Origin of the sequence: Alkalispirochaeta alkalica DSM 8900 (genome assembly GCF_000373545.1) — a bacterium.
GTDB classification, from domain to species: domain Bacteria; phylum Spirochaetota; class Spirochaetia; order DSM-27196; family Alkalispirochaetaceae; genus Alkalispirochaeta; species Alkalispirochaeta alkalica.
In genome coordinates, this window is sequence record NZ_KB891714.1 from 104,358 (window position 1) to 120,540 (window position 16,183).

A 16,183-nucleotide genomic window follows, 5' to 3' on the forward strand; every position below is an offset into this window, starting at 1 on the left:
TGGGGAGCCATGACGATACACGAGCGATTGAGTTCCCTGGGGTTGCGGTTTCCTTCGGTCCTGATCCCTGCAGACACAGTTGATCTGCAGCGGTGGGCGGTTATCGCCTGCGATCAGTTCACATCAGACCCGGCCTACTGGAAATCGGTAGAAGAGTACGTGGGAGAAGCACCCTCGACACTTCACATCATTCATCCCGAAATCTACCTGACCCGGGAAGACCCCGCCCGGGCGGCAGCCCGGATACAGAGGGCCATGAACCAGTTGCGGGAGAACGGAAGTCTCCGCGAGGTCCCCTCGTCGGCCGTCCTGGCAGAACGGAGGCTCCCCTCGGGAACGGTACGTCACGGGCTTGTTCTGGCCGTTGACCTCGACGCCTACGATTACCGCCCCGAAACAGCAGCTCTCATACGCGCCAGCGAGGAGACGATCCCCGACCGCCTGCCCCCCCGGGCGGAGATTCGCCGGGGAGCCACGCTGGAAACTCCCCATGTGCTGGTTCTCTACAACGATCCCGGGGATTCGCTCCTCGCCCCCCTGAAGGGGGCAAAATCATCGCTGGAAAAGCTCTACGAGACCCCCCTGATGATGGAGGGGGGCTCCATCGCCGGCTACAGGATTCCCCTGGAAGATTCCCTGGCAGAGGCGATCCTTCAGCCCCTGGAAGCGCTCAGAGAGGGCAATCTCCTCTTCGCCACGGGCGACGGGAACCACAGTCTTGCTGCGGCAAAGGAAGTCTGGACCAGCCGCAAGGCCGCCGGCGCGGCTCCCGACGATCCCTTCCGGTACTGTCTGGTTGAACTGGTGAATGTCTACGACCCGGGCCTCCCCTTTCACCCGATTCACCGGATAGGCCTGGCCGGGAAGAGCGCCCTCGTGGCCACCCTCGAGAAGATCACCGGTGGCACCGCCCGCACCTTCACGCGCCAGGCCTTTCTGGAGGCCTTTCTGCATCGGGGGGTACCGGAGGCGTCTGTGGGAATTCTCGATCGGGAGGGAGGGGTGCTTCTTGAGATTCCTGCCGGGGGCCCCCTGGCCGTGGCCGCCGCCGACCAGGCCCTGGCCGAGACCGGGGCCCGGGGAATCGACTACGTCCACGGCAACGCCGAAGCCTGCGAGGCTGCCGATCGAGCGGGAGGGCTGGCGTTACTGCTCCCCGAGTTTCCCCGGGACCAGCTCTTCCCTACCGTGGCTGCCCGGGGGACCCTGCCCCGCAAGGCCTTCTCCCTGGGAGAGGCCCGGGACAAGCGTTATTATCTGGAGTGCCGCTCCCTGACATCGAAAGAGGACTGATCGGTTTCCGTCCGGGAGTCCCTGCGCTGGCGCTCCCGGCGGGAACTCCTTCTGGCCTCTCCCGGGAGCCGCACCAGGTCGATCAGGGTGATCAGGAGAAAGACCGTGAATCCCACCGATCGAAAGAGCGGCCTGTTATCGCGAATGCGCGGCAGGGGCGAGGGCATGATCCCCGGCTGGTAGCGGTGCCGGAGTCGGGCGTCCCGCCCTTCAACGCGCAACACCACCTCGTCGGGTCCAACGTACCCGATATCGCGTGCTTCCAGGCGGATCGTCTCGGCGTCGGTGGTGAGAAGCCCGATGTAGCGCTCCAGCGCGGCCGTTTGCTCCTGCATCGCCTCCATCTCCAGACGCGCCTGGTGCCGGGCCTTCTCCATCGCCCCATAGGCGATGAGGCCCGACTGGCCGAAGATAAGCTCAAGAAGCAGATAGGAGCCCAGACCCAGGGCGAGGGCAAGAACGAACCAGGAACTTTTCATCTCCTCCTTAAAACGGACAGGTCGGGCCTTCTCTTTAGTCAATCGTCCTGGTCAATCAACAATCAATCGAAAGCATCCCGGGATCCACCAGCCCGAACCGGAGGAATAGCGCAGGACCGAACACTGCCACGGACCTCGGCGGTGCTGCAGGCCCGNGCGCAATTTACCTCTTAATAATCCCCGCGAAAGACCGACAATAGGATAGAATGGAAATATCTCCGGCCGGGAGCGGAAACGTATGAGCAAGCAAAAAGAAAAAGATATCCTGGATCAGGACTTTGATCGCTACGGTGTATGGGTCAAGGCGGGACCGGAAGAGGTGCTCGAGACAGAAGAAGAGACCTTCGATCCCTCATCGCTGGGTGATCTGGGGGATCTCGACGGGTTTGACGAGCCCTCCGAAGCCGGAGATTTCGATGATCTGGGAGACCTCTCGAACCTCGACGACCTTGCTTCCCCCTTCGATGAGGACGATACCTTCGATGCTGATCTCTCTCCGGTGGCAGACCGCTCTGNCGACGGAGCCCCCGGCGATGCCCGACGGAACNATTCCGGCGACGAGGACGACCTGATCTCCCTGGATGACCTGGGAATAGACGCCCCTCCCGATGATCGGGACCCNTTTGCCGGTCTCGGCGACGATCTCGATGATCTTGACGACCTTAATGACCTGAACGATCTTGATAATCTCCCGNACCTGGACACCCTTTCAGATCCTGACCTTTCCCCGGACCCGCTGCACCAGGATGATCTGGAAGCAGACGGGCGCTCCTCCTCGGAAGATTCCCCGGACCAGCTCCCGGAAATGGAACTGGAGCTGGACGATGACATCTTTGGCGGCACCGAGTTCGATCGCGACCACGGCGGAGGAGATGGGGAAGATACCGATACACTGGACACCTTCGAAGAGTCTCTGGATTCCGGCGAGGAAACCGGCGAAGAGGAAGATTTTGATCTCGATTCGATCACGGAATCCCTGGACGACGACTACGAGACCCTGGAGATCGACGAATCACTGGGAATCGATGCCGGGGAGGGCGGTGAGTCCGGAGACGGTTCCTTCGANCAGATGATGCCCGGTGCAGACGACGAGATCGAGGAACTGAGCCTCGAAGATATCGATCTCTACGAGCCGGGCCCGGGCGACCTCGATCTGCCCGAGCTGGACCAGGATCTCTCCGATCAGGAGCTCCCCGGCCAGGAGGTCCACGACTTCACCCCCGAGGAACAGGGGATAGAAATATCTCCCCACGGGCCACCGAACACCATAACGCCCGACGAGGAAGATTTCCTCCGGGAGGAGGAAGAGCCCCACCAGGACTCCCTTCCCGGGAATTTGCAAAATCCCCCGGGAAGTGCTATACCAACCTCAATGGACCAACAGGAACAAGATGCCTTCCAGCGCATCCAGGACGAGTTGAGTGCGATAAAGCAGGAGCTGGCAGAACTCAAGTCAGTACTGAGGGAGACCTCGGCAGCTGCACGGGCTCCCGGTGCGCCAGTTCATTCCGAAGTTTCCCCTGCCCCGAACGAGCCCCTGGCCCCCGAGGATGACGTGATCGGGGAAGAGCCGCCCCCCTCCACAGAAGACCGGGGAGAATTCCCCCAGGACCAGAAGGGGTCCGGCTTCTTCGAGGAAGGCGACGAGGAAGATGAGACGATCGCCCTCACGGGCGACGAGCTGGATAATATCCTGAATACCGCCGAGTTCACCGAGGAGGCGGGAGAGGCCGAGGAGCTGGACGAAGATTTCCTCACCGATCATCACGCGGAGCCCGGCATTGATTCCGGGCCGTCCCCCGCCCCCGAGCTCTCCCCTGGCCCCGAGCCGGAGGACCAGGCCGGATCGGTGGACGGGATAGAACTGGAAGAATCCCGCGAGGCCCCCTTTGTGATCGACGGTGACGACAGGGCGATCGACGAACTGGCGGAGATGAATATCGACGAAGAGCTCGCCGATATCGACTCTCTGACGGACGATACCGAGGAAGACGCCCAGGATCAGATCGACCGGATCGAGCTGAATCTGGACTCGCTCGAGGAGTTTGAGGACGATAGCGCTGATCTTCCCGATGAGGAGGCTCCTGGCGACGGGACCTCATCGCCGGAGCTCCCCGAGGATTCCCGGGAGGAGTCCCTGGAGGATTTCCTGGAGGGAGACCTTTCCGATGATCTCGCCACGGGCGGGGAGTTCTCCCACGAGGATTCGCCCCTGGATGAGGCGGAATCGCCCCTGGAGGAAGAGTCCGAAGAGCTGGCCGTCGAGGCAGACCTGGACGCAGAGGAAGGCGACGCAGCGGAAATCCTGGACACCGGGGCGGGTGCAGACGCCGGGACAGACCTGGAGGATGATATCTTCCAGACCCGGGACGAGCTGGCGATCGGGGACGAAGCGATCGAGATCNACCCGGCCTTCGGCGAGGAGAGCAGCGATTCCCCCGATGACGGTTCGCAGGATTTCACCCTGGACGACGATCTGATCCTGGACGAGGAGTTCGAGATAGAGATCGACGAGGAAGATCCCGACTTTTCCGCCCCGACCTCGACGATGGACACCGGTCCGGACGCTCCCGAAGACCCCTTCGACCTGGACGAGCCAGAGCAGGAACACGCGGGGGAGCCGGAAGCGGAGCAAGATCAGGACGGTACTCCCGACGAGCCCTCCCTGACCACCATACCGGAAGACCTGGGCGTCCCGGAAGACCTGGACGTCCCGGAAGAAGAGATTGCGCAGGATCACATCGAGGGAGATGATCTCCTGGATGATTTCACCGACTTGAGCGATCTCGAGATCGGTGACGACGAGCTCGCCCTTCCCCCCGAGGAAGAACCCCGGCAGCAGGCTCCCGATCTGCAAGCCGATCGGGAGCAGGACGAAGCTGAAGCTGGAGAAGAGCCCGAGGAAGCAGGCGGGGCAACCGATGACCTGTCCTTCTCGGAAGAAAACTACGAGGACTTTGCCAGCGCCGTGGAGCAGGATCTCTCCGGGGATACCGGGCACAGTGAAGGTCAGGACCTTCCCGCGGCCTCGCCCTCCTTCGATCCCCTCCCGGAATCNCCGGTAACCGAGGTGCCCCCGACGGCAGAGGAAGGAGCACCGGAAGAACCGGCGCCTGCGGCGGCTCAGCCCGGGCGGCGAAGCTCGATCGCCGATCTTCCCGAGGACCTGAAGCAGGAGATGCGCTCCGTCCTGAGCTACATGGATCAGCTTCTGGAGGCACTTCCCGACGACAAGATCGAAGAGTTCGCCCAGTCCGAGCATTTCGAGGTCTACAAGCACCTCTTCGAAGAGCTTGGAATAGAGACCTGACGATTCGGGCAGGTTACGTATGGGTCTAGCAGATCGGTTACTGAGCCACGACGATGACGCCCCTTCCCCCCTGGCCAGAGCGATGGCCATGCGGGGGGGCGAGGTCTTCTCCGATCCCGGGGTCGCCGACTGGTCGACCGCCCCGGCGGGGAACAGCCGGGGCGAGATCGACCCGGGCATGGCTGTCAGGGCTCTCCTGAAGGAACTGCACCTGCAGCAGGATTTCGGCATAACCACGCCATCCCATCTCTTCTCGATGCTTCACCGGCACCTGCGCATAACCAGCGGGGCCATCCTGATCCCCGAGCAATCGCGCCAGGCCTTCTCGCCCATGGCGACGGCGGGGCTGGGAAAGACAACCCGGTTCCGTCTGCGTATCCCCGCTCCGGTCCTGCGGCACCTCTGCCTGGACAGCGGAGCGGTCCTGCTGGAGGGGACACGCCACGAGGAGATCAGGCCCTATTTCTCGTCGGGTGATATCGAACGGTTTCGCCGCATTGCCCTGCTCCCCTTTCTGTACAACCGGGAGCTCCTGGCGGCTCTTGTTATCTGCGAGTCCCCCCTGCTGGAACTGAACCAGGAGGTACTGGATGTGCTTCTGGCGGCGGTGACGGAGCGGGCGGGATACCTCCTCTTCGACAGCCGCCACCGGCCTCTTGCAGCATCCCAGGGGGTCTCCGTGCTCGATCACAGCCTCCTGCCCCGGACGATGGAGCGGCTCCTCCAGGAGGCAGCCCGGGAAGGGGAGACGGGCGGGCCCATGGCGCTGCGCGTCTCGCTGGACCCTCTGGTCGCGGCCATTCAGCAGAGGAGCCCCCACCTGGAGGAGCAGTATCTTTCCCGGGATCTCCTCGATACCTGTGCCGTCCTTTCGGCCGATCTCTTCACCCTCTTCCGCGAGGGGCAGACCTCCTTTGTCCTCGCCGGGCCCGGTCATCCCCTGGTGGATCCCGATCTTCTGGTCCACAGCATCGGCAATACCCTGCAGCAGCTCTTCAAGGCCTCCCTGAAACAACCCCTGCCCTATACCCTGCTGGATCCCGCCGAGTTCCGTGCATCTTGAGTATCGTCCCGCCCGGAGCGGGGAAGAAACCCTTCTGGCGGAGGGCATCCTCCTGCACTCGAGCTACGATCCCCAACGGGAGGCTCGGCGCTTTGCCCAAGCGCTCTCCCTGGATCATCCCCGGGGAACGGCCCTGCTCCTGGGGGACGGGACGGGAGTCGTCTCAAGGGAACTCCGGGAGTGCTACCCCTGCCTGCGCGTGATCGGTCTCCGCCCCTCTCCCGGGGGGGTATCCCTGGAGGGCGCGGAGCCGGAAATCCCCCTGACCCGGCTGGAAGGATCTTTACGGAACAGCCTCGCGCCCCTGGAGGTCACGGCAATCCAGGTTATTTCCTGGCCCGGAGCATCCAGGGCGATTCCCCGGTGGGTAGAGCAGGTGGAGCGGTCTGTCCTGGCGGTTCTCCGCTCGCTCCAGGCAGAGCTCGCTACCACGGCCTCCTTCGGCAGGGTGTGGCTCACAAACGCGCTGCGCCGGACTCTCGGGGAAGAGCGGCGCAGCACCCTCCACTTTCAGGGCGAGGGGTTGCTCCTGGCTGCGGCTGGCCCGAGTCTGGAACAGCTTCACCGCTTCCCCCGGCCAGCCCGGGGGGGCAGCACCGCGGTGATCGCGGCGAGCTCGGCCTCGCTCGGCCTCGGCCGGTTCGGCCTTTCTCCCGCCCTGACCCTGCACACCGACGGCGGATTCTGGGCCTCCCGCTATACCCGAAGCTGCCGCCCTCCCGCTGAGGGGCGGCCCGGGCCGGTGCTGGCGCTGCCGCTCCGGGCGAGCCCCTGCCAATCGGTCCGTCACTCCCCGGCGAACGCTCCGGGATCATTTCTCTATCGTACGGGCTGGGTGGGCGAGGAACTCGCTCCCGATGCCGCTTCCTGGCCCTTTCTGCAGGATCAGCCCACGGTGGGAGCCTCCCTCCTGGCCCTGGCGCATCACCTGGCCCCCCGAGCCCATCTCGTTGTGGCCGGCCTCGATCTGTGCAGCCGCGATCTCCAGAACCACGCCCGTCCTCACTGGAACGACCGGTACCTGGCTCTGGCGGCGGGTCGCCTTTCCCCGGGGGAGACGCTCCGTTTCCAGCGGCTGGGCCCTCCGGGGCAGATCAGCCCCCTCCTCTGGCAGGACGGGACCCGGGGATGGCAGAACGAGACCCTCGCCCTGTACCGGGAGCCCGTGGAAACGGTCTTGGGTCAACACAGGCGGAGCGGCACGGTGTCCTTTCTCTCCCCCTCGCCGGTCTGGTCCGGCGAGCCCGCGCTCCCCCCCGGGACACCCCTCCCCCGGGGTGTCATCACCACCCGCGATGAACCGCGCCCCCCACCACACCGGCTCCGGGAGGGGGCGCGGCACTGTCTTCTCCGGTGGCAGGAGGAACTGAGGGATCCTCCACGGCAATCTCCGGGGCAACAGGGGTCGACGAAGGAGCAGGACCGGGCCGCCCGGGAACGACTGCTCTCGCTGCTTCTCCATCTGGCTCCGGTTGAGGCGATCCACTGGTACCGGGGCACCTCGTCCTGGGAAAGCGTGGCCAGAGCGAGCGACGAGGCCCTGAAAAGCCTCCTGGAACTCGCCGGGACCTTTTCCCCATGACCATCCTCTCCCGGAACCTCGCCGCCCTGGAGCAGATACACCTGGACCTGGCCCGGGGGGTTCGCAACGCACAGCCCTCACGGGAACTCACCACCTTCACCACCCGCGATGGCCATACCTCCTTTCGCCTCACCGGCGATCACGGAGAGAGATCCCTGCACTCGAGCTACGCCCCCATGAGGGAGGCAGAAAAGATCGTGGCGCGCCTCAGCGCCCNCTCTTCGGGAAAGGCCCCTCCGGCGACGCTGATCATGCTGGGGCTGGGAGGCGGTTTTCTGGTCAGAGCCGGGCTCGAGGCGCTACCGGGAACGACCCTTATCGTTGTGGAGCGCTCTCACGGTGTCCTGCGGACGATCCTGGAGGGGACAGACCTCTCCCGGGAGATCCTCACGGGACGCCTCTTCCTGGCCCTCACCCCCCGGGAGGCAGCAGCCACCCTCGAGGCGGTGCACCTCCCTGCGATCCGTGATGGGGTCCAGACGATTCCCCTCCAGGCCTGGACAGAGGCCCCCGGCAACAGGGNGCACTTCAGATCCTGCCTTGAGGCGATTCGNCGCACCCTGCANGCCCTGGGCCAGGATGGCGCGACGATCAGCNCCTTCAGCCGGCGGTGGCTCTCCCACACCCTCCACAACAGCTACCGCTTCTCCTCCCCGGCTTCGCCCCCCACCCCCCTGGGGCGCCTCCGCGAACGCACCAGGGGGAACCTGGCCAGTGTTCTCGCTGCCGGACCGGGCCTGGACTCCTGGCTCGAGAAGCTGGACCGTCCACCCCTGGCACCGCTGATTGCCACCGANACNGCCCTTCCGGCGCTGCTGCAACGGGGNATCCTCCCCACGGCGGTGGTCGTTCTGGATCCCCAGGCCTGGAGCCTCCTCCATCTCCGGTCGGTCCTGCCCGATCAGACCTGGCTTCTGGCCGACGCAGGNGTCGCTCCCGGATTAACCCGNGCCGTGCCCGGGGAACGGCTTGTCTGGTACTGCGGCAACCACCCTCTTCACCACCTGCTCCGGCAAGCGGGCGCATCCCTCAGGCTCCTCCCCCGCCCCCCCGAATCGGTGACGGAGGCGGCGGTTCTGCTCGCTCCCGCTCTGGGGGCAGCCCGGGTAGANGTCATCGGTTCCGACGGAGGGTTTCCCCGGGGAACGACCTATGCCAGGGGAACCTATCACTACAGCCTGGCCCACCGCAGGGCCTGTCGGCTCTTCCCGGAAGAGCACTTTTTTGGGTGCCGGGTCTACCCCGACCACTNCCTCTCCTCCCACACTCCCTCCCCGGCCAGCCAGGCGATACCATTTTTCACCACCCCCGCCATGGCCAACCGCCGGGAACGGATCGCCCGGGCTCTGGAGATCGTCCCCCGGGAGATCNCCTCTCGGGAGGCCGCCCCCCCGCCGGAGNGCTCTCCCGTACCGCAGGAGCCCTTCAATCCCCAGGCCTTCTGGGAACTGCACCTGCGGGAACTTCATCAGGCGCGCCAGCGACTCCNCGCCCTGGGCAGGGAAGACCAGCTNCCNGCCCAGGTTATCCTCCAGGCCCTGGGATACCACGGGAGAGCCCACCTGCCCCTCCTGCTTCGCCGCCAGGGCGTGCCCTGCGGGCAAAGCCCTCCCCCCCGGGGCACCTCGATTGCCGGAAAACTGGAAGAGATCGGGGCTTTTATTTTGGAAGAAAGTAACCGATACTCATTAATGAGATGAAACACAGCTCCTGGCACAGAGTCTTCCTCTATGGGTACGCTGCTGTGGTGGCCGGGGCTCTCTGCCTGGTCGCCCTTTCGGCGGGGCTCGAGATCCGTGGTCTCCGGCAGGCTCGCGAGCATCTGGCCCGGGAGAGCTTCGACGAGCTCTCCCGAAAGGCGGCATCGCTCTGGCAGAGCGGGGATCTCTCCGAGGCTACCCGGCTCTTCTCGAAGCATCTTTCTTCCCGTTCCACCGAGGAAGCCTTTCGTCGTGGAGGAGTCCCCGGAGAGATACGCATCATCCTCCAGGACGAGGAACTGGACTATCTCTGGGCTGCGGGGAGCTCCTACTTCGGGGAATCCCTGAGCAGACACCCCCGCACCGAGCCGCCCCGGGGCCACCATCGNCACTATTCCCGGAGCTTTGCCATGCCCGAAGGTCCGGGGCGGGTTATCACCGCAGCCTATCCCCTGCTCTTCCGGGAAGACCTCTTTCCCGTGCTCAAGCGCGCCCTGGGAAACTCGCTGATCATTCTGGCCGGGACAACCCTGGTGACACTGGGTGTTTTCCTCCGGGGACGAGCGGGCAAAAAAGCCTCATCCCGGAGCCCTGCCCCCCCCACTCCGGAGACGCCCCCTGCCCCCGCAGCAGCAGCAGCAGCGACAGCACACCCCGAACCCCGCCCTCCGGCGCAACCGGAAGAACCCGCGTCGTTCCCGCCGGATCAGGAGCCCGAGGCTCCTCCCCGGCAGGACACGCCCGCCACGGGACTGCAGCCCGAATCAACGCTGGAACAGCGCCTCGCTTCGGAACTGGAACGGGCCAGCTTTTCCGAAGAGGACCTCACGGTGGTCCTGCTGGAGTTCACCCAGGGGGACCGGGGGGACCAGAGCTACCAGGAAAACGCCGGAGCGGTGCTCTCCTTCTTCGCCCTCACCGACCTCTGCTTTGAATACGGCCCCCGGGGAGCGGCCGTGCTGATCCCCAACACAACTCTGGCCGATGCTCTGGCCATGATCGAGCGCTTTCAGCGCTACTATTGGGGGGAGCGCCTCGAATGGGGGCGCACCGAAGCGGACTTCTCCTGCGGAGCCTCCTCCCGGGCGGTGCGGTTCGTCCAGGCAAAACGGCTTCTGGCTGAATGCGCCGAGGCGCTGAAGCGCAGCAGGGACACGCCGGGAAAAATCATGGGATTTCAGCCTGATCCCCAGAAGTACCGGGAATACCTCAAGGATCTTGAGGATCGGGATCGCTCCTGAGGCCAGGTTGCTCCGGGGACGGCGATCCTTCGGGAGTTTCCTCGTCGTAGGGGATACTGATGGTCATGTGATCCCGCGTGAGGAAGGTCCGGGGAAAGATCTCCCGGGCTTCCCGCTGGAGTTCCTTCAGCTCCCGATAGGTAAACCGGGGGCTGTAGTGGATAAGCCCCATCTGTTTCACCCCTCCCGCTCCCCGGGCCAGACGCGCTGCGTCGGCAGCGGTCATGTGCTTCTTCGCCGTGGCGCTCTCGCGGTTCGCCTCGTCGAACATCCCCTCGCTTATGAGCAGGTCCGAGTCGGCGATATGCTCCATCGCCGAGGCCACAGGGAGGGTATCGGTCATGAAGGTAAACTTCCTGCCCCTTCGAGGTGGCCCCAGCACCGTCTCGGGCGTCACAGTCTCACCGAGATCGTTCTGAACGGCCTCGCCCCGCTGGAGTTGCGCCCAGAGCCCTCCCCGGGGAACCCGGGCCGCTTCGGCCCGCTCGGGATGAAAAACCCCCGGCCGGGTATCCTCGATAAAACTGTAGCCCACACAGACCCGGGAATGCTTGAGCGGAAAGGACCGGACCCGGTAGCCCTGACCAAGAAAGACATCCTGCGGGATCGACGGATCCTGAATCTCCTGAACCCGGATCTCGTAGTTGATATGCATCTCGAGAGCGCGCCGGTTCGCCTCGACGTATTCGGCAAGACGGGGCGGCCCGACCAGGAAGAGCGGGTCCTGCCGGTCCACCTGGCTCGAGAGCATGAGCATGCCGGGAAGCCCCGTGATGTGGTCCGCGTGGGTATGGGAGATAAAGATGGCGCTGATTTTCTTCCATTTCAGATTCAGGGCACGCAGACTGACCTGGGTGCCTTCGCCGCAATCAAAGAGAAAGACCTCACCCTCGCGGCGCAGAAGCACCGAGGTGAGATGCCGGTTCGGTAAGGGCATCATACCGCCGCAACCGAGAATAAAGGCTTCCATGTTCATAATCTCCGGGACTCTACCACGCCTCTCCCCCCGGTGTCACCGCAGGGGCGTAGAGGAATGGGGTTACTGAATCGCCCCCATCAGCTATACTGTTCCCACTATGGAGATTACACCACGAATTTTGAAGGGCTTCCGGGATTTTCTGCCACCCGCCGAGATCCGCAGGAAAGAGCTGGTACGGATCCTGGAGGACTCCTTCCGCTCCTTTGGCTTTGTCCCGATCGACACTCCCCTGCTGGAATACGCCGAAGTACTCCTGGGCAAGGGAGGAGGCGAAACGGACAAACAGGTTTACCGCTTCAACGATCACGGGGGACGAGACGTGGCACTTCGCTTCGACCTGACCGTTCCCTTTGCCCGTTATATGGCCATGCACCGCAACGAGCTCAACCTTCCCTTCAAGCGCTTCCATATCAACAAGGTTTTCCGCGGAGAGAACACCCAGCGGGGACGCTACCGGGAGTTCACCCAGTGCGACTTCGATATCGTGGGCACCGACAGCGTCTCGGCCGATCTGGAGATCGTCCTGATGATCACCTCGGCCTTCGCGGCCCTGCAGATACCGGGCGTGACCGTTCATATCTCGCACCGGGGAATCTTCAACCGCTTTCTCCAGGCCCACCAGGTACAGGACCAGAGCGTGGAGATTCTCCGCACCGTGGACAAGCTCCGCAAGGTGGGCGAGGAAGAGACGCTTCAAACACTCCAGACCCTGACGTCGCCGGAGGTCGCTGAGAAGACCCTGGCTTTCATCGGGGCATCCGGTTCCTTTCAGGAAATCCTCACCACCCTGGAATCGCTCGCAGGGGGGCCCTGTCCCGAGAGCCAGACCCTGAGGGAGATCGGCACAGCTCTGGAGACGCTGGTCACCCCGGGGACGGTGATCCTCGACCCCTCGATCACCCGGGGGCTCGACTACTACACGGGGGTGGTCTTCGAGACCTTTCTGAAGGGGGCTGAAGGGATCGGGTCGGTCTGCTCCGGCGGCCGTTACGACGATCTGGTCTCGCTCTACAGCAAGGAGGCCATGCCCGGCGTGGGTGCCTCGATCGGTCTGGACCGGCTCCTGGCGGGGCTCGAGGAGCTGGGGCAGCTCCCCGGCACCACTGCAGCAGCCGATGTGCTCATCACCATGCAGGATGCGGCCCTGACAGCCCACTATCACGAGCTGGGCCAGCGTTTGCGGGCACGGGGAATCCGCTGCGAGGTCTACCCCGAAGCGCAGAAACTGGGGCGCCAGTTCGCCTTTGCCGAGCGCAAGGAGATCCCCCTGGCCCTCGTCTGCGGCCTGAGGGAACACCAGGACGGCACGGTGAACCTCCGCGTCCTGGAAACCCGGGAGAACCACCAGGATCTCACCGAGGAACAGGCCCTGGAAATCATCCACGGACTTCTCCCGCGATGAACTCCAGAGATCTGCCCGTCTATCAGCAACGCGAACGGATCCTGAAAGCGCTTCAGGATCACCGGGTTGTAGTGGTAGAAAGCCCCACGGGAAGCGGCAAGACCACCCAGCTCCCGGTGATCCTCCACGAAGCCGGCTACGCCGGGCGGGGCGTCATCGGGATCACCCAGCCCCGGCGAATAGCGGCGGTCTCGGTCAGCGCCTACGTGGCGCGTCAGCTGGAGAGCCCCATGCCCGGGCTGGTGGGCTACAAGATGCGCTTCGACGATCACACCACTCCCGAGACGCGCATCAAGATTATGACCGACGGGATTCTCCTGCAGGAGATCAAGGCAGATCAGCACCTTTCCGAATACAGCGTGATCATGGTGGACGAGGCCCACGAGCGGAGCCTCAACATCGACTTCGTCCTGGGGCTCCTCAAGCGGGCCCTGACCCTGCGGGACGATCTCCGCGTGATCGTCTCGTCGGCAACAATCAATACGGCCATCTTCAGCGAGTATTTTGACTCCTGTCCGGTGGTGTCGATCGACACCCCCATGTACCCCGTCCAGGTGATCTACGACGACCCCCTGGGCCCGGCGCTCCGGGCGGACCTTCACCAGGACCGGTCTTTCCGGGAGGAGCGGGAAGCCCCCCGGTCCCTCCGGGAGGCCTCCTCCGAGGCCCGGTTACACCGGATAACGGAGATCGTCGCCCGCGTAATGAAAGATCGCGCCGCCGACGGAGAAGAAACGACGGGCGACATCCTGATCTTCCTGCCGGGAGAGCAGATGATCAAGGACTGCATAACCCGTCTCTACTCCCAACCCTTCCAGGGCGACCTCCAAATCCTCCCCCTCTACGGACGCCTCTCCAAAGAGGAACAGGACGCGGTCTTTCCGCCACCCCCCCGGGGAAAAACCAAGGTGGTGGTGGCCACCAACATCGCCGAGACCAGCATCACCATCAACGGCGTAACCCTGGTCATCGACAGCGGCCTGGCCAAGACAAATCACTATAACCCCCGCACCTACACCTCGGCCCTCATCGAAGGCCCCATCGCCCGGGCCGGTGCCGACCAGAGGAAGGGCCGGGCCGGCAGGACCCGCCCGGGCCGGTGCTACCGCCTCTACAGCAAGCAGGACTACGACAATCGCCCCCTCTTCCCGGAGGACGAAATATACCGGACCGACCTCTCCGAGGTTGTCCTGCGAATGGCCGAGCTGGGGATCAGGGACTTCGAGAACTTCGATTTTATCTCCTCTCCCGGCAGGGGGAACATCCTGGGAGCCATAGAGACCCTGCGCCTCCTGGACGCCCTCGACGACAAGCGGGACCTCACTCCCACGGGCCGGATGATGGCGGTCTTTCCCCTCCTGCCGCGCCACTCCCGCATCATCCTGGAGGCAATCAACCGCTTTCCCCAGGTCCTGGAGGAGGTGATCACAGCCGTAGCTTTTCTCACCTCGGCCACACCCTTCGTGATGCCCCCGGGCGAGGAGGTAGAAGCCCGCCAGGCTCACCACCGGTATCGCGACGAGTTCGGGGACTTCGTGAGTTACCTGCGTCTCTTCGCGGGGTACCAGGACGCCCGGAACCCCACGGCCTTCTGCCAGAGCCGGTACCTGGACCCCCGTACGATGGCGGAGATCGTCAACGTCCAGCAGCAGCTCAAGGAGATCGTCTCCGACCTGGGCATCCCCGTCCTCGCCGGAGGTCCCCGGCCGGATTACCTCATGGCGATCGGCCGGGGACTTATCCAGTTTGTCTGCATCCACACCGGCCGGGGCGTCTACCAGAGCCTCACGGCGGAGCGCATCCAGATCCACCCGGGATCGGGGCTCTTTCGGGAGTCCCCTCCCTTTATCGTGGCCGGGGAGATTGTACGCACCAGCCGCACCTACGCGCGCAGCGTCTCGCCCCTGCGGAAGGAATGGGTCCGGGGAATCTCGGAGGACCTCTACCGGGGCCTCTGTACGGAGATCTCGGGAGGCCGCAAGAAGAAGGCCCGCTCCGAGGGGAGCGCTCCCGGAGGGCCTCCAGGGGAAGGAAAGAGCCAGTCCCGGCGGGACACGACCTGGCAGATCCAGCTGGGTGAGCACACCATTCCCCTCAAACCCTGGAAGGGCAAGAAAAAGATAGCCTGCATCCCCTACGACACCCTCATCGCCCTGGGGCGCCCGGGGTCCGATTCCTCACAGGCGGGAACAGCGGGAAAGCTCCCCGTACGGGTAGAACTGGGGAAGCGCTCCCTCCTGGAGGGGCTCAAGCTCTCTACGGCCCTGCAGATCGCCCCCTATCTGCCGGCATCACCGACGATATGCACCTCCTGGCCCGACAAGGCGGCCCTGGAGATGCCCCACAAGGCACCGGAGTTGCTGCGTTTTCTGGAACAGATTCTGGCCCTGGCCCCGCTGAAGAGGTCAAACCAGCAACTGGGATTCATCGCGCTCTATTGCTCCCGGGACAGCCATTACTGGTTCAAGCCCAACCGGGGCTTTCTCAATGCCGTCACGGAGAGCCTGGCCAGCCTGGAACAGCTTGTCGACGAACTTCAGGAGGCGTCCTGCCCTCCTGGGCAGATCGAGCAGGTGAGCAGCCTCTACCGGCGACTCTCGCAGATCCTGGACGAGATCTGACCTCCCCCCCCCCGAAGGGATCGGGGGGAGTCCTTGGCCGGGAAGGCTTCCCCGGGGAAGCCATGCCCCGGCGTCCTCTTTCCGGGGAAGCCCTTCCCCGGAAAGGCCCTACTCGTAGATTCTCAACTCGTAGCGACCGTAGGCCTCGTAAAAGGGAACAACAAAGAGCCGGTATATTCCCGAGGCGGGTAACACGATATCTAGAAGGCTGTTGCCATCGCCCCCTCCGTCGTCGTCCATGGACAAGGGGCGGCCATCGGGGTGGCTCACGTAGAGCACGGGATCAAAATCATCGGAGTCGAGGGCGATACGAACGGACTGGCCGGGACGCCCCTCGTACTCGTAGACGCTGTAGAGGCGCCCGTCGTAGGCGCGACGCCCACCCTCGCGCAGGGTTCCTTCGTAGCGCGCCACCAGGGTCCTGCGCTGGGATGAAACCTCCAGCTCGTAGGAACCGGTGCTGCTCCCGCCAAAACTGGTGGCGATCACCAGAAGCGTTCCATCCTCCTGAAA

The 16,183-nt window shown here is 64.3% G+C and carries 9 protein-coding genes; 7 read left to right on the plus strand and 2 right to left on the minus strand.

The genetic code is table 11. From position 1 onward, the window contains the following. The first annotated feature begins 9 nt into the window (after positions 1 to 9). Entirely contained in the window at positions 10 to 1,293 is a 1,284-nt protein-coding gene (locus tag B071_RS0109275; RefSeq protein ID WP_051075281.1) for a DUF1015 domain-containing protein, read from the plus strand. Here the strand turns inward: B071_RS0109275 and B071_RS0109280 are convergent. Continuing rightward, positions 1,254 to 1,772 carry an FtsB family cell division protein gene (locus B071_RS0109280; protein ID WP_018526824.1) on the minus strand — a complete coding sequence of 173 codons (519 nt, stop codon included), beginning with the start codon at positions 1,770 to 1,772 and terminating at the stop codon, positions 1,254 to 1,256. The genes B071_RS0109275 and B071_RS0109280 overlap by 40 nt on opposite strands. A gap of 238 nt (positions 1,773 to 2,010) precedes the next feature. On the opposite strand from B071_RS0109280, the gene B071_RS20620 reads away from it, so the two are divergent. The 4 genes from B071_RS20620 (at position 2,011) to B071_RS0109300 (ending at position 9,427) form a co-directional block, all read left to right on the plus strand. After that, positions 2,011 to 5,082: a hypothetical protein gene (locus B071_RS20620; protein WP_018526825.1), complete on the plus strand. Its 3,072-nt coding sequence runs from the start codon at positions 2,011 to 2,013 to the stop codon at positions 5,080 to 5,082. Positions 5,083 to 5,101: 19 nt separating this feature from the next. Next, entirely contained in the window at positions 5,102 to 6,145 is a 1,044-nt protein-coding gene (locus B071_RS0109290; RefSeq protein ID WP_157703113.1) for a hypothetical protein, read from the plus strand. Then, positions 6,135 to 7,727 (plus strand): hypothetical protein, encoded by a 1,593-nt coding sequence (locus tag B071_RS0109295; RefSeq protein WP_018526827.1) that lies wholly within the window; start codon positions 6,135 to 6,137, stop codon positions 7,725 to 7,727. The genes B071_RS0109290 and B071_RS0109295 overlap by 11 nt, the downstream gene beginning before the upstream one ends. A gap of 251 nt (positions 7,728 to 7,978) precedes the next feature. Beyond that, on the plus strand, positions 7,979 to 9,427 hold the full coding sequence (locus B071_RS0109300) for a 6-hydroxymethylpterin diphosphokinase MptE-like protein (RefSeq protein ID WP_438829677.1): 1,449 nt from the start codon (positions 7,979 to 7,981) through the stop codon (positions 9,425 to 9,427). A 1,209-nt stretch (positions 9,428 to 10,636) separates the two neighbouring features. Here the strand turns inward: B071_RS0109300 and B071_RS0109310 are convergent. Continuing rightward, positions 10,637 to 11,644 (minus strand): ribonuclease Z, encoded by a 1,008-nt coding sequence (locus B071_RS0109310; protein WP_018526830.1) that lies wholly within the window; start codon positions 11,642 to 11,644, stop codon positions 10,637 to 10,639. Positions 11,645 to 11,744: 100 nt separating this feature from the next. Between B071_RS0109310 and hisS the strand changes: the two genes are divergently transcribed. Both hisS and B071_RS0109320 read left to right on the plus strand, forming a co-directional pair. Beyond that, the gene (gene hisS, locus B071_RS16895; RefSeq protein ID WP_040587964.1) at positions 11,745 to 13,049 is read left to right on the plus strand and encodes a histidine--tRNA ligase; all 1,305 of its coding nucleotides are present in this window, start codon (positions 11,745 to 11,747) and stop codon (positions 13,047 to 13,049) included. Then, positions 13,046 to 15,670 (plus strand): helicase-related protein, encoded by a 2,625-nt coding sequence (locus B071_RS0109320; protein WP_018526832.1) that lies wholly within the window; start codon positions 13,046 to 13,048, stop codon positions 15,668 to 15,670. The genes hisS and B071_RS0109320 overlap by 4 nt, the downstream gene beginning before the upstream one ends. Positions 15,671 to 16,183 lie beyond the last annotated feature (513 nt).

Coding starts and splice junctions, on each gene's coding strand:
- hisS (WP_040587964.1), top strand. CDS start 11,745: ATGGAGATTACACCACGAATTTTGAAGGGCTTCCGGGATTTTCTGCCA.
- B071_RS0109310 (WP_018526830.1), bottom strand. CDS start 11,644: ATGAACATGGAAGCCTTTATTCTCGGTTGCGGCGGTATGATGCCCTTA.
- B071_RS0109290 (WP_157703113.1), top strand. CDS start 5,102: ATGGGTCTAGCAGATCGGTTACTGAGCCACGACGATGACGCCCCTTCC.
- B071_RS0109280 (WP_018526824.1), bottom strand. CDS start 1,772: ATGAAAAGTTCCTGGTTCGTTCTTGCCCTCGCCCTGGGTCTGGGCTCC.
- B071_RS0109320 (WP_018526832.1), top strand. CDS start 13,046: ATGAACTCCAGAGATCTGCCCGTCTATCAGCAACGCGAACGGATCCTG.
- B071_RS0109275 (WP_051075281.1), top strand. CDS start 10: ATGACGATACACGAGCGATTGAGTTCCCTGGGGTTGCGGTTTCCTTCG.